The 20,959-nt window shown below is 71.2% G+C and carries 15 protein-coding genes and 3 tRNA genes; 13 read left to right on the forward strand and 5 right to left on the reverse strand.

Going from position 1 to position 20,959, the window contains the following annotated elements:
• Positions 1 to 226 precede the first annotated feature (226 nt).
• A complete protein-coding gene (locus OVN18_RS05965) occupies positions 227 to 4,429 on the forward strand; it encodes an endo-1,4-beta-xylanase (RefSeq protein WP_267782670.1) in 4,203 nt (1,400 codons plus the stop codon).
• Positions 4,430 to 4,759: 330 nt separating this feature from the next.
• Here the strand turns inward: OVN18_RS05965 and OVN18_RS05970 are convergent, their stop codons facing one another.
• The gene (locus OVN18_RS05970; protein WP_267738697.1) at positions 4,760 to 5,788 is read right to left on the reverse strand and encodes a diacylglycerol/lipid kinase family protein; all 1,029 of its coding nucleotides are present in this window, start codon (positions 5,786 to 5,788) and stop codon (positions 4,760 to 4,762) included.
• Between the two features lie 109 nt (positions 5,789 to 5,897).
• Between OVN18_RS05970 and serS the strand changes: the two genes are divergently transcribed.
• The 6 genes from serS to OVN18_RS06000 all read left to right on the forward strand — a co-directional run bounded on the left by serS (position 5,898) and on the right by OVN18_RS06000 (position 11,009).
• Positions 5,898 to 7,163: a serine--tRNA ligase gene (serS, locus tag OVN18_RS05975; RefSeq protein ID WP_267782672.1), complete on the forward strand. Its 1,266-nt coding sequence runs from the start codon at positions 5,898 to 5,900 to the stop codon at positions 7,161 to 7,163.
• The gene (locus OVN18_RS05980) at positions 7,160 to 7,987 is read left to right on the forward strand and encodes an HAD family hydrolase (protein ID WP_267782675.1); all 828 of its coding nucleotides are present in this window, start codon (positions 7,160 to 7,162) and stop codon (positions 7,985 to 7,987) included. Before serS ends, OVN18_RS05980 begins: the two co-directional genes overlap by 4 nt.
• 56 nt (positions 7,988 to 8,043) lie before the next feature.
• Positions 8,044 to 8,128 (forward strand) — tRNA-Ser (locus OVN18_RS05985).
• 126 nt (positions 8,129 to 8,254) lie between these two features.
• Positions 8,255 to 9,559 (forward strand): LCP family protein, encoded by a 1,305-nt coding sequence (locus OVN18_RS05990; RefSeq protein ID WP_267782677.1) that lies wholly within the window; start codon positions 8,255 to 8,257, stop codon positions 9,557 to 9,559.
• On the forward strand, positions 9,541 to 10,839 hold the full coding sequence (locus OVN18_RS05995; RefSeq protein WP_267782680.1) for an LCP family protein: 1,299 nt from the start codon (positions 9,541 to 9,543) through the stop codon (positions 10,837 to 10,839). Before OVN18_RS05990 ends, OVN18_RS05995 begins: the two co-directional genes overlap by 19 nt.
• Positions 10,840 to 10,919: 80 nt before the next feature.
• Positions 10,920 to 11,009 (forward strand) — tRNA-Ser (locus OVN18_RS06000).
• A gap of 184 nt (positions 11,010 to 11,193) precedes the next feature.
• Here the strand turns inward: OVN18_RS06000 and OVN18_RS06005 are convergent.
• Complete coding sequence (locus OVN18_RS06005; RefSeq protein WP_267782682.1) at positions 11,194 to 12,138, reverse strand: alpha/beta hydrolase family protein; 945 nt, start codon at positions 12,136 to 12,138, stop codon at positions 11,194 to 11,196.
• Between the two features lie 119 nt (positions 12,139 to 12,257).
• Here OVN18_RS06005 and OVN18_RS06010 point away from each other — a divergent pair, with 119 nt between their 5' ends.
• Positions 12,258 to 12,857 carry a TetR/AcrR family transcriptional regulator gene (locus OVN18_RS06010; RefSeq protein ID WP_267782683.1) on the forward strand — a complete coding sequence of 200 codons (600 nt, stop codon included), beginning with the start codon at positions 12,258 to 12,260 and terminating at the stop codon, positions 12,855 to 12,857.
• A 156-nt stretch (positions 12,858 to 13,013) separates the two neighbouring features.
• Positions 13,014 to 14,150 carry a glutamate--cysteine ligase gene (locus OVN18_RS06015; protein ID WP_267782685.1) on the forward strand — a complete coding sequence of 379 codons (1,137 nt, stop codon included), beginning with the start codon at positions 13,014 to 13,016 and terminating at the stop codon, positions 14,148 to 14,150.
• On the opposite strand, the gene OVN18_RS06020 is transcribed toward OVN18_RS06015, so the two are convergent.
• A complete protein-coding gene (locus OVN18_RS06020; protein WP_267782686.1) occupies positions 14,147 to 15,823 on the reverse strand; it encodes a sensor histidine kinase in 1,677 nt (558 codons plus the stop codon). The genes OVN18_RS06015 and OVN18_RS06020 overlap by 4 nt on opposite strands.
• Positions 15,824 to 15,954: 131 nt before the next feature.
• Between OVN18_RS06020 and OVN18_RS06025 the strand changes: the two genes are divergently transcribed.
• From OVN18_RS06025 to OVN18_RS06035, 3 genes are all read left to right on the forward strand, one after another.
• A tRNA-Arg gene (locus tag OVN18_RS06025) sits at positions 15,955 to 16,027 on the forward strand.
• 106 nt (positions 16,028 to 16,133) lie between these two features.
• Positions 16,134 to 16,745 carry a LysE family translocator gene (locus OVN18_RS06030; RefSeq protein ID WP_267738720.1) on the forward strand — a complete coding sequence of 204 codons (612 nt, stop codon included), beginning with the start codon at positions 16,134 to 16,136 and terminating at the stop codon, positions 16,743 to 16,745.
• A gap of 30 nt (positions 16,746 to 16,775) precedes the next feature.
• Positions 16,776 to 17,441, forward strand: a complete 666-nt coding sequence (locus tag OVN18_RS06035; protein ID WP_267782687.1) for a B3/B4 domain-containing protein — start codon at positions 16,776 to 16,778, stop codon at positions 17,439 to 17,441.
• Positions 17,442 to 17,492: 51 nt separating this feature from the next.
• Here OVN18_RS06035 and OVN18_RS06040 read toward each other — a convergent pair whose 3' ends face one another.
• The gene (locus OVN18_RS06040) at positions 17,493 to 19,175 is read right to left on the reverse strand and encodes a sensor histidine kinase (RefSeq protein ID WP_267782690.1); all 1,683 of its coding nucleotides are present in this window, start codon (positions 19,173 to 19,175) and stop codon (positions 17,493 to 17,495) included.
• A 97-nt stretch (positions 19,176 to 19,272) separates the two neighbouring features.
• Positions 19,273 to 20,022, reverse strand: a complete 750-nt coding sequence (locus OVN18_RS06045) for a MerR family transcriptional regulator (protein WP_267782692.1) — start codon at positions 20,020 to 20,022, stop codon at positions 19,273 to 19,275.
• Positions 20,023 to 20,117: 95 nt separating this feature from the next.
• Here OVN18_RS06045 and OVN18_RS06050 point away from each other — a divergent pair, with 95 nt between their 5' ends.
• Positions 20,118 to 20,891, forward strand: a complete 774-nt coding sequence (locus OVN18_RS06050) for a GOLPH3/VPS74 family protein (RefSeq protein WP_267782694.1) — start codon at positions 20,118 to 20,120, stop codon at positions 20,889 to 20,891.
• Positions 20,892 to 20,959 lie beyond the last annotated feature (68 nt).

Genomic DNA, 20,959 nt, shown 5'->3' on the forward strand with positions numbered 1-20,959 from the left:
CCGCTCGTCACGGCCGGGGCGGCGGTTCGGGATGCCCGGCGCGGGCCCGTGCCGATGGGCGCGCTCCCACGCGCAGGCCGCCGATGAGTATCCCGAAACTCTCGTGAAACATTCGATCACGATCGCGTAACGCTATGTTGCGAGTCCCAACAAATGCGTTGCCCCTGAGCGCGCGATCTGCCTACCGTGGCGGCGATCCCCCGTATCCCCTGCGCAAAGGAGCGCCATGCCTCGGCATCGATTCTCGAAAACTTTCGTCGCGGCAGCCGCCGCACTGGCTCTCGTCGCGGCACCGATGACGGCGGCCTCGGCTGCCGATGTCGTGCTCTCCGACGACGACTTCACCTCGCCGCTCAGCAGCTCCTGGCGGCAGAGCGGCGGCCCGACCCTCTCCATCGCCGAGGTCGACGGCGACCCGGCCCTGCAGGTCGCGAACCGCGCCAACGACTTCGACGGCATCGAGACGGCCCCCGGCGTGCTCGACGCCGGGCAGACCTACTCGGTCTCGATGCGCGTGCGCCTGGACGACGCCGCCGCCGGCCCGGCGAACCTCAAGATCGTCTACGTGCCGGGCTACACGACGATGGGCGCCGAGGTGCCCGTGACGAGCGACGCCTGGACGACGCTCTCGGGCCAGTTCACGGTCGCCGCGGGCGTGAGCGACGCGAAGGTCTACATCGGCTCCGCGCCTCTCGCCGGCCCGTACACGTACTTCGTCGACGACCTCGTGCTCACCCAGATCGACGCCCCCGAGCAGACCCCGATAACGCCGAGCCCCGGCATCGCCCCGGGCGGATACCCGAACCCGAGCACCACCGAGGTCGCCACCGCGCAGGGCACCGGGAACGTCGCCGCCCTCACCTTCGACGACGGCCCGGCTGCGGACACGCCGGCGCTGCTCGACTTCCTCGCCGAAGAGGGCATCTCCGCCGCTTTCTGCGTCATCGGATCGCAGATCGAGGCGCCGGGCGGCGCCGAGCTGCTCCGGCGCATCGTCGCCGAGGGTCACGTGCTCTGCAACCACTCGACCGGCTTCGACGACATGGGCGGGTACTCCGTCGAGCAGGCCCAGGCCGACCTCGAGCAGACCCTCACGATCATCCGCACCGCGCTCGGCGATGACGATGCGCCGGTGCCCTTCTTCCGCGCGCCGAACGGCAGCTGGGGCCAGACCAAGCAGGTCGCCGTCGCCCTCGGCATGCAGCCGCTCGCGGTGACCAACACCATCCAGGACTGGGACGGCAACGACCTGAGCGTCGAGACGCTCGAGGCGAACATCCGCACCGCCATGCAGCCCGGGCAGATCCTGCTCGCCCACGACGGGCCGGCGAACCGCGCGAACACCGTCGCCGCGATGCGGACCGTCGTCACCGAGCGGCTCGCCGAGGGCTGGAGCTTCACGCTGCCCACCGGCACGCCCGCCGCGGTCGACCCCGGAACCCCCGGCGCGACCGTCATCAGCACGAGCTTCGAGGAGGGCCTCGACGGCTGGCAGCTGCGCCGCTCGAGCAACGTCACCGTCGCGCCGACCCTCGAGACCACGACCGACCAGGCCCGCACGGGCACCTCCTCGGCCGTCGTCGCGAACCGCGGCAACCAGGGCGACGGCATCGGATTCCCGGTGATCGGCACGCTGCTGCCCGGCGTCACCTACGACCTCTCCGCCTGGGTGCGCTTCGCCCCCGGGCAGACGGCCGGCGACGTGTGGGTGACCCTGCAGGCCGACTCCTCCTTCCAGACGGTCGCCCAGGCCACCGGGTTCACCAACAACGGCTGGACGGAGCTCACCGCCTCGGTGACGATGCCGACCTCCGAGCTCACGACCGGTCTGCTCTACTTCGAGACCGCGTACGTGGCCCCGCCCGCGACGGGCAACATCAGCACCTTCTACGTGGACGACATCTCGGTCACCCAGGCCGAGGAGCTCGTCATCCAGGAGCTCGAGCCGATCAAGGACACCGTGCCGTTCCCCGTCGGCGTCGCGATCGACTCGCGCGAGACCGCCGGAGCGCAGTCGCAGCTCGTGCAGCGCCACTTCGACCAGCTCTCCAGCGAGAACTTCATGAAGCCCGAGGCGTTCTACACCGCCCAGGGCGAGTTCTCGCCGAGCCCCGAGGGCGACCTGCTCATGCAGTACGCGCTCGACAACGGCAACCGCGTCTGGGGCCACACGCTGGTCTGGCACGCGCAGACGCCGGCGTTCTTCTTCCAGGACGAGAGCGGCGCGCCGCTGACGGACTCGGAGGCCGACCAGGCGATCCTCGCCGAGCGCATGCGCACGCACATCTACAGCGTTGCCGAGTACTACGCCACCGAGTTCGGCGAGTACGGCGCCGAGAACCCGATCATCGCGTTCGACGTGGTGAACGAGGTCGTGAACGACGGCGGGCAGTTCGACGACGGCCTGCGCCGCAGCGAGTGGTACCGCATCCTCGGGGAGGACTTCATCGACCTGGCGTTCCAGTACGCCGATGAGGCCTTCAACGACGTCTACGCCGCCGAGGGATCGGACCGCCCGGTCACGCTCTTCATCAACGACTACAACACCGAGCAGCAGGGCAAGCAGAACCGCATGTACGCGCTGCTCGAGCGGCTCATCGAGCGCGGCGTGCCGGTCGACGGCATCGGGCACCAGTTCCACGTCAGCCTGTCGTTCCCGGTCGCCGAGCTCGGTGCCACGATCGACCGGTTCTCCGACCTGCCGCTCACGCAGGCCGTCACCGAGCTCGACGTCACGACGGGCACGCCCGAGACCGAGGCGCTGTTCATCGACCAGGGGTACTACTACCGCGACGCGTTCCGCGACTTCCGCGAGCGCGCCGAGGAGCTGTTCTCCGTCACCATCTGGGGTCTGACCGACAACCGCAGCTGGCGCGCCGCCAACGGCGGACCGCTGCTGTTCGACGCGCGCCTGCAGGCGAAGCCCGCCTACTACGGGGTGATCGACGGCGAGCTCGAGGCCCCGCAGCGCGTGGCGAACGTGTTCCAGGGCGAGGTCGGCCTCGGCGAGGTCGACTCGCCCGAGTGGGATCGTCTGCCGCTCGAGATCGTGGAGGGGGAGACCGCGTTCCAGCTGCGCTGGAGCGGGAGCATCCTCACCGCCTACGTCACCGTCGACGACGCGACCGACCAGGCGACCGACGCCGTGACCTTCGAGTACGAGGGCGAGACCGTCACGGTCGAGCGCGGCGACGAGGGCACGGTCGCGCGGGAGGGCGGCTACGACCTGGTCGTGCCGCTGACCCTGCCGGCCGCGGCGACCGAGGGCGATCTGCTCGCGTTCGACCTGCGCGTCACCGACGGCACGACGACGGTCGGCTGGAACAGCGAGGGCGTTCTCGGAACGCTCACGCTGCTCGAGGCGCTCTCGTTCACCGAGACCGTTGCCGCCGAGGGCGACGTCGTCATCGACGGCGGCATCGACGAGGCCTGGGCCGCGGCGAACAGCTTCACCACCGCCAAGCAGGTCGAGGGCGCGACGGGCGCGCAGGCCGAGGTGCGCACCCTGTGGCGCGACTCGACCCTGTACGTGCTCGCCGAGGTCGCCGACCCGATCGTCGACGTCACCGGATCCGACCCCTGGATCCAGGACTCGGTCGAGATGTACATCGACGCCGGCAACGTGAAGAACGGCCCCTACCGCTACGACGACATGCAGGTGCGCATCAGCGCCGAGAACGTCGTGTCGTTCGGCGTCGGCGACGAGGGCTTCCAGCGGGGCCGCGTCGAGTCGGCGACGACCCCGGTCGAGGGCGGCTACATCGTCGAGGCGGCGATCAGCCTGCTCGACTCCGCCGGCGAGGGCACGTTCCACGGCCTCGACGTGCAGGTCAACGACGCGGCGAACGGCGCGCGCAGCTCCATCACCAACTGGGCCGACCCCTCGGGGGCCGGCTACCAGTCGACCTCCCGCTGGGGCGTCGCGCAGCTGGTCGGCTCGGGCGAGGTCGTCCCCGACGGACCGGTCGTCTCGATCGGCGCCGGCTCGGTGGCGGCGGGCGGCGCGGTGCGCGTCGAGCTCGCGGGCTTCGAGCCGGGCGACGAGGTGTCGCTCGAGCTCGGCGCGGCGGGCATCCAGCCGGCCTCGCTCTCGGCGGCGGCGCTGTCGCCCTCGGCGGTTCTGCAGACGGTCACCGTCGGCGACGACGGCACCGCGGCGGTGACGCTGACCGTTCCCGCCGCAACCGCGCCCGGCGCGTACGTGCTGAGCGCGATCGTCGACGGCGTGGTGCTGGCGGATGCTCCGCTCACCGTCACCGCGGCGGCCACCGGCGGCGGGGCCGCACCCGACGGCGCGGGCTCGGGAGGCGGCGCGCTCGCCGTCACCGGGGCCGAGGCGGCCGGGATCATCGCGCTCGCGCTGCTCCTGCTCGCCCTCGGAGTCGCGGCGCTGGTGGTCGCCCGTCGCCGCGAGGCGCGCCTGCCTTAGTCGCAGGGTCGCACGGCCCGACGGGCCCCGGTGTCATGAGCGCCGGGGCCCGTCGGCGTGCGCCGGGGCCGTCGACGGGCGGATGCGCGGCGCGGGCGTGCACGAATTCAGGCATCGAGCATCCCGAACCGGCGCGTCGCCGTGAAGAGCGAGGCGACACGCCGCGGGGTGCCTGAATCTCGGCCAGGGAGCCTGCCCGCGATCAGGAGGCACCGGCGCGGCGTCGGCGTGTTGCGGCGGGGCGACGGACGGCACGCCGCGCGACTCCTGATCGCGGGCACGAACCGCAGGCCTAGGGCAGCGGGCGGGTCAGCGGCTCCGCGCGGCGGGCTACTCCGGCGCGGGCGCCGAGCTGATGCCGGCGCGCTCCGGCGAGACGTCGCGCGGCACGCGCACGACGAGCGAGGCCGGCTCGACCCGCACGCTCAGGGTCGTGACGAGCCCCATCTCCTCGCCGTCGATCTCGAACTCCTCGGGCTTCTCGAAGCGCAGGTCGGCACGGCGCCCCTGGAAGTACCGCAGCACCCGCACCCGCTTGTCGGCGGCCATGAGGCGGCGGCCGGCGCGCGACTTGCGCAGCACGCCGTTCTCCCACACCACCGCGGTGCCGACGCGCACCCAGCCCCAGAGGTTGCGGGGGCGCATGGCGGCGACGTCGAGCAGCCCGTCGTCGATCTTCGCCTCGGGCATGATCAGCACGTTGCCGGGCAGGGCGCCGCAGTTGCCGATGAGCAGGGTGTGCACGCTCGTCGAGCGGGTGGGCGAGCCGTCGAGCGAGTACGACAGCTTCACGGCGTCGACGTCGCGGGCGATGCGCGCGATCGCCTCGACGTAGGCGAGCCAGCCGACCCTCTTCTTCAGCTCGGGGTTGGTGGCGGCGATCATCTTGGCGTCGAGACCGATGCCGACCATGACGACGAAGGTGTGCTGCTCGGTCGAGCCGTCGGGGCGGCGCAGCAGCGCCGTGCCCATGTCGATGGCGCGATCCTCGCCGGTGACGGCGAGCTGCACGGCCTCGGGCAGGCGGTTGAGGGTGATGCCGAGGTTGCGGGCGAGCAGATTGCCGGTGCCCGCGGGCAGTAGGACCAGGGGCACGCCCGAGTTCATCATTCCCTCGGCGACCGCGCGCACGGTGCCGTCGCCGCCGGCGGCGAGAACGACGGATGCCCCGCTCGCGATCGCCTCCTTCGCCATGCCCTGCCCCGGGTCGTCGACGCTCGTCTCGAGCCAGAGGGTGGCGTTCCAGCCCGCCTCTTCCTCGGCGAGGGCGACCTCGGCGCGCAGCTCGTCGATGTCCACCTTCACGGGGTTGAAGATGACGGCGACGTGTGCGCCGGAGGACGTCTGATCGGGAGACATGGCGTCAGGCTAGGGCATGCGGTGCACCCCGCGCCCGGGCCGGCGGACGGGCATCCAGGAAGGGCTGCCGGCCGGGAGCCGGGCGCGGGCCGCGTGACAGACTAGAGGCGTGATCGACCCCCAGCTGCTGCGTGAGAATCCCGAGCTCGTCAAAGCCTCCCAGCGCGCACGCCGCGCCCCCGTCGAGAGGGTCGACGAGGCGGTCGCCGCCGACCTCGCCCGCCGCGAGGCCATCACCGCGTTCGAGGCGCTGCGCGCCGAGCAGAACGCGCACGGCAAGACCGTCGCGAAGGCTCCCAAGGAGGAGAAGGCGGCGCTCGTCGCGCAGGCGCAGGAGCTGTCGGCCCGCGTGAAGCAGGCGCAGCAGGCGGCGGCCGAGGCCGAGGAGGCTTTCGCGAGCATCGCGGGCGGGCTGCCCAACGTCGTGCTCGACGGCGTTCCCGAGGGCGGGGAGGACGACTTCGTCACGCTGCGCGAGGTCGGCGCGAAGCCCGCCTTCGACTTCGAGGCCCGCGACCACCTCGAGCTCGGCGAGCTGCTCGACGCCATCGACATCCCCCGCGGCGTGAAGGTCTCGGGCTCGCGCTTCTACTTCCTCAAGGGCATCGGCGCCCGCCTCGAGCTCGCGCTCATGACCATGGCCCTCGATCGCGCACTCGAGGCCGGCTTCACGCCCCTCATCACCCCGACGCTCGTCAAGCCCGAGGTCATGCGCGGCACCGGGTTCCTCGGTGAGCACGCCGACGAGGTCTACCACCTGCCCGCCGACGACCTCTACCTCACCGGCACGAGCGAGGTCGCCCTCGCCGGCTACCACGCCGACGAGATCCTCGACCTCAGCGACGGCCCGCTGCGCTACGCCGGCTGGAGCACCTGCTACCGCCGCGAGGCCGGCAGCTACGGGCGCGACACCCGCGGCATCATCCGGGTGCACCAGTTCCAGAAGCTCGAGATGTTCAGCTACATCGACCCCGCCGACGCCGAGGCCGAGCACGAGCGCCTGCTCGCCCTGCAGGAGGGCATGCTGCAGAGCCTCGGCCTCAGCTACCGCGTCATCGACACCGCCGCCGGCGACCTCGGCACGAGCGCCGCCCGCAAGTTCGACGTCGAGGCCTGGGTGCCCACGCAGGGCGCGTACCGCGAGCTCACGAGCACGAGCAACTGCACCACGTACCAGGCGCGCCGGCTCGACATCCGCCACCGGGGCGAGAGCGGCAAGACCGCGCCCGTCGCGACGCTCAACGGCACGCTCGCGACGACCCGCTGGATCGTCGCCATCCTCGAGACCCATCAGCGGGCCGACGGCTCGGTGGTGGTGCCGGATGCCCTGCGCCCGTACCTCGGCGGCCTCGAGATCATGGAGCCGAAGCGATGAGCGCGAGCACCGTCGCCCCGGAGCAGCGCTGGCTCGTCGCCCTCGATATCGACGGCACCGTGCTGCACGAGGACGGCTCGCTGCCCGACGCGGCGCTCGCCGAGATCACCCGCCTGCGCGACGCCGGCCACGAGGTCATGCTCGCCACCGGGCGCTCGGTCGCGATGACCATGCCGGTGCTCGAGCGGCTCGATATCGCTCCCGAGTACGTGGTCTGCTCGAACGGGGCCATCACGCTGCGCCGCGACGAGAGCGCCCCGACGGGGTACCGGCGCGAGCACGTCGAGACCTTCGACCCCTCGGGGGTGCTGGAGAGCATCCGCCCGCATCTCAGCCAGGCGAACTACGCCGTCGAGGACGAGACCGGCATGTACCGCTACACCGGCTGGTTCCCCGACGGCGCGCTCGGCGCCGTGAGCGAGGAGGTGCCGTTCGAGCGCCTCGCCTACGAGCCCGCCACCCGCGTCGTCGTCATCAGCCCCGGGCACGCGATGGAGGAGTTCCTCGCCGCCGTCGAGCTCATGGGCCTGCACCAGGTCAGCTACAACGTCGGCTGGACGGCCTGGCTCGACATCGCGCCCGACGGTGTCAACAAGTCCACCGCTCTCGAGCGGGTTCGGGATGCCCTCGCCATCGATCCCCGTCGCGTGCTCGCCGTCGGCGACGGCCGCAACGACATCGAGATGCTCGCCTGGGCGGTCGCCGGCGGCGGGCGCGGCGTGGCGATGGGGCAGGCTCCCGAGGAGGTCGTCGCCGCGGCGTCGGAGACGACGGCGCGCGACACCGCGGACGGCCTGGCGAAGGCGCTCGCCGCTCTGGTGTAGGGCTCGCCAGCCGCCGCATAGCATCCCTCGGGTACTATCGGGGACGTTGATGCCGAGGAGGGCTGTCCGAGCGGCCGATGGAGCTGGTCTTGAAAACCAGTGGGCAGAGATGTCTCGTGGGTTCGAATCCCACGCCCTCCGCGTTGTGATGGTCGAAAAGGCCATGCTGACTCGACGGGCCGTGACGGTCTGACGATACGTCGGCACCCGATACCACTGACAGGTGCACCAGGCCGGGGGGCCGGTGCAGGAGGAGCGAGGAACCGCATGGCCGAGCGCACGCGCGACCGCACGTTGCGATCCCTGCCGACGGCGCGCGTGCGCCACGGCCGCCAGCGCCGCGCGGCGTGGTGGTCGACGGCCCTCAAGGTCGTCGGCGCGACCATGGCCGTCGTGCTCGTGAGCGGAGCATCCGTCGCCGCCATCGCCCTCAACAACCTGACCTCGAACATCGACGTCGCCCAGCTCACCGACGCCGACGGCAACGTGCGCGAGATCCCGCAGGTCGGCGAGTGGGAGGGCGGCTTTAACGTGCTCATCGTCGGCGTCGACAACGCCGAGGGCCAGACCGTCGGCGAGAGCAGGGACACGACGTTGAACGACGTCAACATGCTCGTGCACGTCGCCGAGGACCAGCAGTCGGCGGTCGCGGTATCGATCCCGCGGGACCTCGTCATCAGACACCCCGGATGCCCGCAGGAGGACGGTTCGATCAGCTCGCCGTTGAGCGCTCAACCCCTCAACGTCGCCTACGGGCAGGGCGGTCTGAACTGCGTCGTCCTCACGGTCGAGGCGCTCACCGGGCTCGATATCCCCTACGCCGCGCAGATCTCGTTCGACGGCGTGGCCATGATGTCGACCGCCGTCGGCGGGGTCGACGTCTGCATCACGGAGCCGATCCGGGATCGCGATGCCGATCTCTACCTCGAGACGGCCGGAACGCACACCGTCGAGGGGTACCAGGCCCTCGCCTTCCTGCGCACGCGCTACGGCGTCGGCGACGGCAGCGATCTGAGCCGCATCTCCTCGCAGCAGGTCTACCTCTCCTCCCTCATGCGCAAGGTGCAGAACGAGGGCGTGCTCGCCGACCCGACCGCGGTCTACGGCATCGCCACCGTCGCCACGCAGGCGATGAAGCTGTCGCCCAGTCTCTCGAGCGTCGACACGATGGTGTCGATGGCGCTCGCGCTGCGGAACATCCCCACCGAGAACATCACCTTCGTGCAGTACCCGGCCACGACCGGACTCGGGGGCGTGTACACGAACAAGGCGGCTCCGCTGGAGGATCTCGCCGACCAGCTCTTCCAGCGCATCGCGAACGACGAGTCCTTCGTGCTCGCCGCGGACGCGACGGGGAACGGTTCCACGCTCGACCCGAACGCGCCCGTCGCGCCGCCGACCGAGACCCCCGTGGAGACCCCCGCGGCCACCGATCCCGCCGCGCCGGTCGATCCCGCCGCACCGGTCGACCCGAGCGCCGCTCCGACCGAGTCCGCCGCGCCCGAGGCGCCCGTGCTCGACGGCGTGCTCGGTCAGACGGCGGACCAGTACACGTGCTCGGTGGCGAACTGACCGGCTCGGACGAGCGGGTGGCGAGCCCCGCGACGCGGCGCGATCGAGCGGCGCGGGATGCTCCGCTCGCCGTCGCCCGGCACGGCCGACTGCGCCGGCACGCCTGGTGGCGCACCGCGCTCGCGGGCGCGGCGACCCTGCTCGCGGTGGTGCTGGTCTCGGGAGCATCCCTCGCCGCGATCGTGACCACCCAGCTCGCCGCCAACATCGACACCGTCGAGATCGGCGACCCCGACGCTCCGCTGCCGACCGTCGGCGAATGGGAGGGCGGCTTCAACGTGCTCATCGTCGGCGTCGACAACGTGCCCGGCCAGACGACGGGCGGTGGGCGCGATGCCACCCTCAACGACGTCAACCTGCTCGTCCACGTGGCGGAGGACCAGCAGTCGGCGGTCGCGGTATCGATTCCCCGCGACCTCATCGTGCCCATCCCCTCCTGCCCGACCGAGGACGGCGAGGGCAGCTTCTCCGCGATGAGCGCTCAGCAGTTCAACGTGGCGTTCAGCTACGGCGGCCTGAACTGCGTCGTGCAGACGGCCGAGGCGCTCACCGGGCTCGAGATCCCGTACGCCGGGTACGTCGGCTTCGACGGGGTGGCCCGCATGTCGACGGCAGTCGGCGGTGTCGACGTCTGCATCACGGCTCCGATCGTCGACCCCGAGGCCGACCTCAATCTCCCCGAGGCGGGGGAGTACACCCTCGAGGGCTACGAGGCGCTCGGCTTCCTCCGCACCCGATACGGCATCGGTGACGGCGGCGACCTCAGCCGCATCTCCAATCAGCAGGCCTTCCTCTCCTCGATGATCCGCAAGCTGCAGAGCGAGGGCACGCTGACGAACATCCCCACCCTCTACTCGCTCGCCCAGGTCACCACCGAGTCGATGACCCTCTCGTCGAGCCTCGCCAACCTCGACACGCTCGTGTCGATGGCGCAGGTTCTCGCCGGCATGCCCACCGAGAACATCGTCTTCACCCAGTACCCGGGCACCATCCCGCTCTCCGGCCCCAACACGGGCCGCGTCATCCCACTGGAGGAGGAGGCGCAGGCGCTCTTCGATCGCATCCGCGCCGACGAGCGGTTCCTGCCCGAGGAGCCCGAGAACGGCACCGAGGCGGCTCCGGGGGCTGGCGGCGGGGTGGATGCTCCGGCCGAGCCCTCGCCGTCGCCCACGGCCTCTGCTGATCCGACCACGGCGCCCGGCGCCAGCACGCCGCCCGTGCTCGAGGGGGTGCCCGGCCAGACCGCCGCCGAGGCGCGCTGCGCCGTCGGGCGGGGCTGAGCGGGGCATCCCGCCGCCGTTGCGGAACCCCGCGCACGGTCGTCGCCGCGCAGCGGCTATAGTGGTGGAGGCTCACGCCAGGAGACGTCGCATAGTCCGGCCGAGTGCACCACCCTGCTAAGGTGGAGTCCCCGTTTAGGGGACCGAGGGTTCAAATCCCTCCGTCTCCGCACCGTATCGTTTGATCGCGCCGCCGCTTCTGCGGCGCGATGTCGTGGGTGGTCACCCTTCTGGATCGGGTTCCGCCCCGACTTCCGCTTCTCTGACGCGATGTCGTTGCTGCTCGGCGGTCCGCATCAGGTTGCCGCCGCCAGCACCGGTGCGAGGCCTCGCGTCGCAGGCGTGCTGGACGCGTCACCGGGTGTCGAGGCGGCCGTGCGGCGCGGGGTTCTCGACCATGGCGGCGCGGGCCGCGTCCATGCTCGGTGCGTCGACGCCGAGCGCCGAGCGCAGGAAGGCCGTCGTCATCCGCTGGATGATCGCGACGCGCACCGGGTCCTCATCGGTGGTCTCGGCGACCTCGTACCCCACGATCCCCCCGAGCGAGTGCTCGGCGCCGCGCAGGGTCAGAAGGTCGGTCGCGCCGGGACTGTGCGCGTAGACATCGGTGAACCAGTCGGGGCCGCGGCTCGACATGCGCGACTGATCCTGATCGCCCGCTACGACGAGGGTCGGCCTCGTCAGCTCGGCGAACGACGGCCGCATGAAGGGGAAGTTCGCCTGGACGAACGGGTGCAGGTGATCGCCACCGAGACCGGTCGCCGCCAGGAGGACGCCCGCGGTCACCCGGGGGTCGGAGAGGTCGTCGCCGGTGCGGCCGTGCTCGTCGAGGATCCGGGCTCCGAGGAGCGACTGAGCGGTCTGCGCGCCCCAGGAGTGCCCGGTGACGGCCACCCGATCGCGGTCGACGCGACCGGCCAGCCCCGGCACGGCCTGCTCGACGACGTCGAGCTGGTCGAGGATGCGGGTGAGATCCGCGATCCTCTCCGTCCAGATCCGGGGGAAGGCCGAGTGGTCGAATCCGAAGCCGTACCGGCGGGAGTCGAGGTGGGTGGGCTGGATCACCACGAAGCCGCGCGAGGCCCAGAACGACGTGAGCGGCGCGTAGCCGTCGAGGTTCCAGCCGTTGCCGTGCGAGAAGAGCACGATCGGCAGGTTCGTGCCGGTCGCGGGGGCGGAGACCCGCACCTCGAGGGGCCGGGGTCGGTCGGGGCCGGACAGGACGAGAGGGGCGACGGAGACGACGGGCGAGCCGGCGTCGATGATCTCGTCGAGCCGCTCGAGCAGGGATGCGGGCATGGGGTTTCCTCTCCGCGCTCTGCGATACTTCTTATCGGAGCGCCGTTCCGCAACATTACGGAACGTTGTTCCGAAACACAAGCGCGCGGTATCCCGACCGTCGACGAGAGGACGAGCACGTGGCCGACACCCCGGGGGCTCCGTCGCGCGGTGAGCGTTCGACGACGGTGGGTCGCCCGCCCCAGAGCACGCAGGCGATCCTCGACGCCGCGGCGGCGGTGTTCGTCTCCTCCGGGGTGGATGCCCCCGTGCGGGAGATCGCCGCCACGGCCGGGGTGGGGGTGGGCACGATCTACCGGCACTTCCCGACGCGTCCGGAGCTGGTGGTCGCGGTGTACCGGCATCAGGTCGAGGCCTGCGCGGAGGCCGGACCGCGGTTGCTCGCGGAGAGCGCGACGCCCGAGATCGCGCTGCGGGCGTGGGTGGCCATGTTCGTGGACTTCCTCGTCACCAAGCACGGGCTCGCCGGTGCGCTGCGCGGTGCCGGCGACGGCTCCGATGCGCTGCACGCCTACTTCGTCGACCGGCTCGTGCCGGTGGCCGCCGCTCTGCTCGATGCGGCCTGCGAGTCGGCCGGCGTCGTCCCCTCCGTCGACGCGTACACCGTGCTCCGCGGCATCGGCAACCTCTGCATCGGCGCGCCGAAGGGCACCGACTACCGCGCCTCCGCCCTCGTGCAGCTGCTCATCTCGGGGGTGCTGGCGGGGGACGCGGCCTGACCTCGGGGTGGCCGTCGGCGTGATCCGGCGCCGAGGGGATGCCGGGGGCTGGGCGTTCGCCGACTCACTCGGTCATGGTCGTGCGCTCTCCGCCGAGCATCCGCCATGATCGGCAGCAGGGGCGGAGCGCCACCGACGTCCAGCACGAGGAGCAGCATGCCGATCCGGTTCGCGTCGTCGCCGCGCTCGAGCATCGGCATCGAGTGGGAGCTCATGCTCGTCGACGACCGCGGCGATCTCGCGGGGGAGGCGCCGGGCATCCTCGCCGCTCTCGAGGGCCGCCCGGGCATCACCGGCGAGCTGCTGACGAACACCGTCGAGATCGTCAGCGATCCGCACGCCCGCGTCGCCGACGCCGTACGCGATGTGCGCGAGCGCATCGCCGAGGTGCACGCCGTCGCCGAACCGCGCGGCATCGGTCTGCTCTCGGCCGGCAGCCACCCGAGCGCGCTGTGGCACGAGCAGCGCATCGCCGAGGCCACCCGCTACGACAAGCTCATCCGGCGCACCCAGTGGTGGGGCCGCAACATGCTCATCTGGGGCATGCACGTGCACATCGGCGTCGAGCGCCGCGCGAAGGTCATGCCGCTGCTGGCCGAGCTCGGCGCGACCCTGCCGCACCTGCAGGCGCTCGCCGCCTCGAGCCCGTACTGGGCGGGGGAGGAGACCGGGTACGCCTCGAACCGCGCCCTCGTCTTCCAGCAGCTGCCGACGGCGGGGCTGCCCTGGGCGCTCGACGACTGGCCCGCCTTCGAGGGCTTCGTCGATGACCTGGTGCGCACCGGCGTCGTCGACGACGAGACCGAGGTGCGGTGGGATGCCCGGCCCGCGCCGCGCTGGGGGACCCTCGAGGTGCGCGCCTGCGACGCCCCCTCGAGCTTGCACGAACTGGCCGCGGTCGCCGCGCTCACGCAGTGCCTGGTGGAGCGCGGCTCGCGCCGCCTCGACGCCGGCCGCGCCCCCGCGCCGCTCGCGCCCTGGTTCCACCGCGAGAACAAGTGGCGCGTCGCCCGCTACGGGCTCGACGCCGTGACGATCGTCGACGCGGGCGGCCGCGAGCAGCCCGTGCGCGAGCACCTCGCCGAACTGCTCATCGAGCTCGCCCCGATCGCCGACGAGCTGGGCTGCGCGGAGGAGCTCGGCGGCGTCGAGCGCATCCTCGAGCTCGGCGGCGGAGCCGACCGGCAGCGCGCCGTCGCCCGTGCGCACGACGGCGACCTCGCCGCGGTCGTGCGGCACCTGCGCGCCGAGTTCGACGCCGAGCGGCCGCTGGCGGCGCCCGGCGAGGGCTAGCGCGGCAGGCGAACCGTGATGGTCGTGCCCGCTCCGACCTCGCTGTCGAGCTCGATCGACCCGGCGTGGGCGTCGACGATGGCCTTCACGATGGGCAGGCCGAGCCCGACGCCGCGGATGGCCGACGCCCGGGCATCCGCCGCTCGGAAGAACTGCTCGAACAGCCTCTCCTGATCCTCGGGCGTGATGCCGATGCCGGTGTCGCGCACCACGAGAAGAAGATGGGTCTCGTCGGCCGACGCCGAGACGCGCACCCGTCCGCCCTCGGGCGTGTAGCGCACGGCGTTGGTGATGAGGTTCTCGGCGACCTGGGCCATGCGCAGCGCGTCGAAGCGTCCGATCGCATCGCGCCCGGTGACGGTGAGGCGCACCCCGCTCGCCGCCGCCTCCGAGCGCAGCGCAGCCGCCGACTCGCGCACGACCGCGGCCAGATCGCCGGAGTGCCGCGCGATCGCGATGGGGGCGTTGCGCGATCCCGCCGCCGTGAGCAGATCGCGCACGAGCATGTGCTGGCGCTGCACGTTGCGATCCATCACCTCGAGCCACGACACGATCTCGGGATCGAGCTGTGCGAGCTCGTCGCGCCGTTCGAGCACGAGTTCGAGGAACCCCGCCATGGTCGTCAGCGGCGTGCGCAGCTCGTGCGAGACGGTGCCGATGAAGGCGTCCTTCGACTCGAGCGCCTGCATGAAGTCGGTGACGTCCTTCACGAGCACGACGTTCGCCAGGTGCTCGCCGTCGGCCGTGTGCACGGGAGCGGCCGAGACCGACAGCGCCGACTGGCGACCGCCCGGGATGCCCACCCACACCAGGCGGTCGGTGACCTGCTGCCCGCGCATCACCCGGTCGAACGACGAGTCGCCCGCATCGATGGGGGTGACGCGATCCGTCGACAGGGCCCGGATGCGCTTGAACGCCTCCCACGGGTCCGTGTCGTTCGCCGTCAGCTCGGGGCTCTCGCGCAGCACCTTGTTCATCAGCACCCGCTCGCCCGTCGGCGAGGTGACGATGACGCCCACGTCGAGGGCGTCGAGCACGGTGTCGAGCAGCCGGCGGGTGCGCTCCGTCTCACGTGCTGCGGCCGCGCGCCGACGCTGCTCGGAGCTCAGCTCGACCTGCCGGCCGGCGAGGATCGACGACATCATGTACGCGACGACCATCGTGAGCAGCATGACGACGGGGAAGACGGCGATGAGCATGATCGCCCGATCGGCGTTCGCCTCCTCGAGCCGACCGCGGGCGAGGAGCAGTACGTCCGGCGCGATCACCGCGAGCACGAAGGGGACGAGGATCGCGATCGCCCGACGCGACTTGACCACGCCGACCCAGACCGCGGGCAGCGCGAGCATCATCACCATGGGGTTCGTGACGCCGCCGGTGCCATCCAGCCGGATGAGGAAGAAGGCGAGGAAGTCGAGGATGGGGAGGGCGAGCATCCACGGCCGGTAGTAGGGGTTCTGGAACCCGCGCAGCAGCGGCAGCAGCGTGGCGATCGTCACCATGGCGATGGCGGCGACGTAGCGGAGGTTCGCGACCACCTCGAACTCGATCGCGAGCAGCAGCACCGTGGCGAGGCCGAAGATGATGAAGAAGGTCGTCTGCAGCAGTCGTGCGGTGTAGCGGGGGCTGACGAGCGGGCGGTCGTCGAGGGTCGATTCCTCGGTGGTGAGCACGCGTCCTCCTTCGTAGGTGCGTGCTCAGACTAGGGATGCTCACGCCCGCGCCGCGCGCGCCGCTCGGGCCGCCCTCGATTCGACCCGACCCCCCGTCGCTGATATGCTCGCTCAGTCGTGAAAGCGGCAGTGCGCCCGTAGCTCAATGGATAGAGCATCTGACTACGGATCAGAAGGTTAGGGGTTCGAGTCCCTTCGGGCGCGCAGGATGCCCCGGCCGTTGTCACCAGCGAGCCGGGGCTTGTTCGTGGCCCGCGCGACGCGAGCGCGCAGTATCGTTCGAGAGACACTCCACTCTCGAAGGGCCCTCATGAGCATCGCGTTCCTGCTGACGACACTCGTCGTGGTCGCCACCCCGGGCACCGGGGCGGTGTACTCCATCGCCGCCGGCCTCACGCGGGGGACGAAGGCCGGGATCGTGGCCGCATTCGGGTGCACCCTCGGCGTCATCCCGCACATGGTGGCCGCCATCACCGGGCTCGCCGCCATCCTCAACGCCTCCGCGATCGCGTTCCAGACCATCAAGTGGCTCGGCGTGGCCTACCTGCTCTATCTGGCGTGGCGGACCTTCCGCGACACGTCGCTCATCGACGTCGACGCCGGCGCGGCCCCGTCGTCGTTCTGGCGCGTGATCCGTACTGCCGTCTTGATCAATCTCCTCAACCCGAAGCTGACGATCTTCTTCTTCGCGTTCCTGCCGCAGTTCGTGCCGGCCGGCGCGACGAACGGCGTCTGGCAGATGGCGGGTCTGAGCCTGGTGTTCATGGTGGTGACGTTCGTGGTCTTCGCGCTCTACGGGGTGTTCGCCGCGACGATGCGCAACCAGGTCATCACGCGCCCGAAGGTGATGGCGTGGCTGCGCCGCACGTTCGCGGCGACCTACGTGCTGCTCGCCGGCCGCCTCGCCCTCGAGACCCGATAGCCGCCCGTGCAGTTCAGCCACCACTCGTCGGTGCGCGAGCAGTTCCCGCAGCTCGCCGCCGCGACGCTGACCCTCGACGCGGTGACCAGCGACACGGACACCACCGCGACGGCCGCGCCGTTCCTGGCGCGGGCGTCCGCGCGTCTGGCGGACCGGCCGGAGAGCGAGTTGCCCGAGATCGCCGCCTGGCGACGAGCATTCAGCCGGATGGGGCTGAAGCCCACCCAGTACCGGTGCGCATCCGAGGCGCTGCTGCGCCGACTCCGGACGCACGGCGAGCTGCCGCGAATCCATCCCCTCGTCGATCTGTGCAATGCCGTGTCGGTCGCGTACGCGATCCCGATCGCCGTGTTCGATCTCGACCAGGTCGTCGGCGATCTGACCGTCGCCCCCGCGGCGGGCACCGAGACCTACCGGAGCTTCAGCGGGGAGACCGAGACGCCCGAACCGGGAGAGATCATCTTCCGGGACGACGCCGGCAACGCGCACGCCCGCCGGTGGACCAATCGGCAGAGCGCCCTGTCGGCCATCCGCCCCGGGACGCGGCGCGTCCTCATCGTGGTCGAAGCGCTGCACGACACCGCGTCTGGCGACGTCGAAGCCCTCCGCGCCGAGCTGGCCGCCGCGCTCGGGAGCCACGGGTGGAGCGGTCCGGGCGGGCAGCAAGTACCTCACGGACCCATCCCCCGACGATGATCGATCCCCCGCGGGTGCTTCGTGCGGCCGCGAGAGGTGCGATCGTTCGAATCACGCCTCGAGGAGACGCTTCCGAGGAACCCGGACGGTGACGGTGGTGCCCGTCCCCTGCTCGCTGACGACGTCGATGCCGCCGCCGTGCGCGTCCACGATCGCCTTGACGATCGGGAGACCGAGCCCGACGCCGCGGGTGGCCGAGGCCCGGGCATCCGCTGCACGGAAGAACTGCTCGAACAACCGCTCCTGGTCGTCCGGCGCGATCCCGATCCCGGTATCGCGCACGACCATCACGAGCTCGTCGGCCCGCGCCGACGCATGGACGTGCACCTGTCCACCCTCGGGGGTGTAGCGCACGGCGTTGGTGATGAGGTTCTCGGCGACCTGGGTCATGCGCAGCGCGTCGAACTCGCCGAGCGCCGGGTCGCCGTCGACCGTCAGGCGGATATTGCGCGTCGCGGCCTCCGGTGCGATCGCCGCCGTGGATTCGCGCGCGACGTGGAGCAGATCGGCGTCGTCGGTCTGCAGGGCGATGGGGGCGTTGCGCGAGCCCGCGGCGGTCAGCAGGTCCCTCACGAGCATCTGCTGACGCTGCACGTTCCGCTCCATGACATCGAGCCACTGGCGCGTCTCCTCGCTGAACGCCTCGTCGCTCTCGGCGATGAGCTCGAGGAAGCCGGCGAGCGTCGTCAAGGGGGTGCGCAGCTCGTGCGACACGGTGCCGATGAAGGCGTCCTTCGCCTCGAGCGCCTGGAGGTACTCGGTGACGTCCGTGATGAGGACGACGTTCGCGAGATGCCCGCCTGTCTCCGTGTGGACGGGACTCGCGGAGACGGAGAGCGCGACCTGCTTCTTTCCCGGCGCGCCCACCCATGCCAGGCGGTCGGTGACGGTCTCCCCCCGCATCACGCGCGCGAGGGCGGAGTCTTCCGGAGCGATCGGGGTCACGCGGTCGGCCGAGAAGGCCCGGATGCTCGCGAAGGCCTCCCAGGGATCCTGCCCGCGCGCCGTGAGCGCAGGGCTGTCGCGCAGCAATCGGTTCATGAGCACGCGCTCGCCCGTCGGCGTGATGACGATGACCCCCACGTCGAGGGTGTCCAGCACGGCATCCAGCAATCGGCGCGATCGTTCCGACTCCCGCGCCGCGGTGCTGCGGCTCGCTTGCTCGGCGATGAGCTGCTGCTGGCGTTCCGCGAGCACCGACGCCAGCAGATAGGCGATGCCCGCGGCGAGCATCATGACGATGGGGTAGACGGCCACGAGCATGATCGACCGATCAGCCGCCGCGACGTCCGTCGCCGGATCGAGCACGAACACGATGTCGGGGATGATGACGGAGAGGACCATCGGCGTGAGTAGTGCGAGCGCTGCTCTCGAGGCCGTCAAACCGACCCATGCGGCCGGCATCGCCAGCATGAGCACTAGCGGGTTGGTCACGCCGCCGGTTCCCTCTGCGCGAATCGCGAAGATCGCGAGGTAGTCGAGTGCCGGCATCGTCAGCATCCACAGCCGGTAGTGCGGCGCGTCGAAGGCGGTCGTGTACGCGAGCGCTGTTGCGCCGACGACGAGGAGCGAGCCCATCAGGAAGGACGGGCGGAGCGCGGCGTCTGGGTCGACGAGGAGCAGAACCGTCGTCGAGAGCGCGAAGACGAATAGGAACGACGTCTGCAGCAGGCGCGCGGTCCGTCGAGGGCTCAGCAGCGGGCGGTCGTCGAGAAGGGTGTTGCCGTCGTTCATCGTGCTCGTGCTCGTTCCCTCGGGGTCATGATCGCTGTTCGGAACCGAGTGCGATCGCGGTGGCGGCTCTGCACATTCTGCCGTTCACCGGCGCGGTTCAGGTCGACGCGCCGCGACCCTCCACGATGCGACGGGCGCGCTCGCTCGCGCGGACGAGGACATCGCGCTGAGCGTCGTTGTAGAGCTTCCAGAGCGCCGCGACGACCGCTTGCTCCGCGGTCTCCTGCGACGTGGCGAGATGGTCGCGCGGGTCGCGCATCCAGGGGTACGACTCCATGCGCTCGGCCAGCTCCGGGGCCAGCTCGACGGCGAGCCGCTCGCGCATCGCCTCCGAGGCGTCGGCGGGGAGCGCATCGAGCGCGGCGCCCGCCGGGGTCGGTCCCTCCGCGACCATGGTCCGGATGTCCGCCATCGCGTCCGCGTCGTAGATGCGGGAGTAGATGTGGATCATCGACGAATCGGCGGCGGAGAGCCGGGATGCCTCCCCCGCGAAGCCGGACGGGGTGTGAGCCGGAGCCCCGTCACGCCGGATCGCGGCGATCTCGGAGCGCGCGCGGTGAAGGCGGTCGATGGTCGCCGCGAGCTCCTCATCGACCTCGTCGAGGGTGGCGTCGTCGAGCTCCTCGTCGGCGCCCGCGATGACGCGGTCGATGCGATTGAGCGGGATCCCGAGCTCCACGAGCCGCCGGATCTGCAGCAGCCGCAGGAGGTGCGTCACGCCGTACTGCTTGTAGCCGTTGTGGCGCCTCGCCGGCTCCGGCAGCAGCTCGAGGCGGTGGTAGTGGCGCACCGCGTTGACGGTGGTGCCGGCGAGTCGCGCGAGCTCGCTCGTGCTCCAGGCCATCATGACTCCTTCGCGCCGACGCGCCTCGGGGAACTCCGGGCCCAGGATATCGCCGGCCGGCCTCGTCTCGGGCTTGACCTTGTCGTAGGAACACGGTCTTGACTGAGAAGCCCGACCAAGGCGCATCCGAGGAGTGGACGATGAACGAGTCAGCAGGAGTTCCCGCGCAGCGATCGCAGGAGCCATCGGTGACGGATACGGACGACTACCGATCCCTCGTCGAGGACGTGCTCCTGCTCCTGTTCCAACCGGACTCGAACTCGATCGCCGGCGAGAACACGCTCTTCTACGTGCTCGGTGGGGCCCTTCTCGCCGATCTCGCCCTCGAGCAGCGCGTCGAGCTGCGTCCGGCCTCGGGCGTGGGAGGCAGGATCCACGCCCTCGGGTCGGCCGCGCCCGACGACGAGATGCAGCGCTCCATGTGGTCCTACGTGAACAGCAAACCCCGGCGAGCGCAGTCGGTCCTCGCCGCGATCGGTCCGACGCTGCGCGAGCCCGTGCTCGAGCGGCTCGTCGAGTCGGGCGACCTCGTGCGTCGCCGCTCCAAGGCCCTGGGCTTCATCCCCACGACGACCTACTCGCTGGGCGACGAGCGCCGCTCGCGTCTGCTGGCGAAGGTGCGTGGCGCCCTCGTCGACGGCACGGTGCCGGACGCCCGGACGGCGCTGCTGGGGGCTCTGCTCTCGGCGAGCGGGACGCTGCCCCAGTTCCACCGCGAGATCCCCTGGAGCGGCGACGTGTATCTGCGCGGCAAGAAGCTCGAGCGCGGGGACTGGGGGGCCGCTGCGGCCTCCGCCGCCGTGACGCGGACGATGGTGGCCATGATCGCCGGGTCCGTGGCGACGACCATCGTCATCGCGCACAAGGACTAGAGCGGGCTCTCGAGTCCGCAGCGGTCGTCGAGCAGACCGGTGCGGCCTCATCGCCGACGGTGCTGCGC

The sequence above is a fragment of the Microcella daejeonensis genome (assembly GCF_026625045.1).
Lineage (GTDB): Bacteria > Actinomycetota > Actinomycetes > Actinomycetales > Microbacteriaceae > Microcella > Microcella daejeonensis.

Excerpts from the sequence above, each read along its gene's own strand:
- OVN18_RS05965 (WP_267782670.1), top strand. The coding sequence starts at position 227 with ATGCCTCGGCATCGATTCTCGAAAACTTTCGTCGCGGCAGCCGCCGCA.
- OVN18_RS05970 (WP_267738697.1), bottom strand. The coding sequence starts at position 5,788 with ATGTCTCCCGATCAGACGTCCTCCGGCGCACACGTCGCCGTCATCTTC.
- OVN18_RS05980 (WP_267782675.1), top strand. The coding sequence starts at position 7,160 with ATGAGCGCGAGCACCGTCGCCCCGGAGCAGCGCTGGCTCGTCGCCCTC.
- OVN18_RS05990 (WP_267782677.1), top strand. The coding sequence starts at position 8,255 with ATGGCCGAGCGCACGCGCGACCGCACGTTGCGATCCCTGCCGACGGCG.
- OVN18_RS06005 (WP_267782682.1), bottom strand. The coding sequence starts at position 12,138 with ATGCCCGCATCCCTGCTCGAGCGGCTCGACGAGATCATCGACGCCGGC.
- OVN18_RS06015 (WP_267782685.1), top strand. The coding sequence starts at position 13,014 with ATGCCGATCCGGTTCGCGTCGTCGCCGCGCTCGAGCATCGGCATCGAG.
- OVN18_RS06030 (WP_267738720.1), top strand. The coding sequence starts at position 16,134 with ATGAGCATCGCGTTCCTGCTGACGACACTCGTCGTGGTCGCCACCCCG.
- OVN18_RS06040 (WP_267782690.1), bottom strand. The coding sequence starts at position 19,175 with ATGAACGACGGCAACACCCTTCTCGACGACCGCCCGCTGCTGAGCCCT.
- OVN18_RS06045 (WP_267782692.1), bottom strand. The coding sequence starts at position 20,022 with ATGATGGCCTGGAGCACGAGCGAGCTCGCGCGACTCGCCGGCACCACC.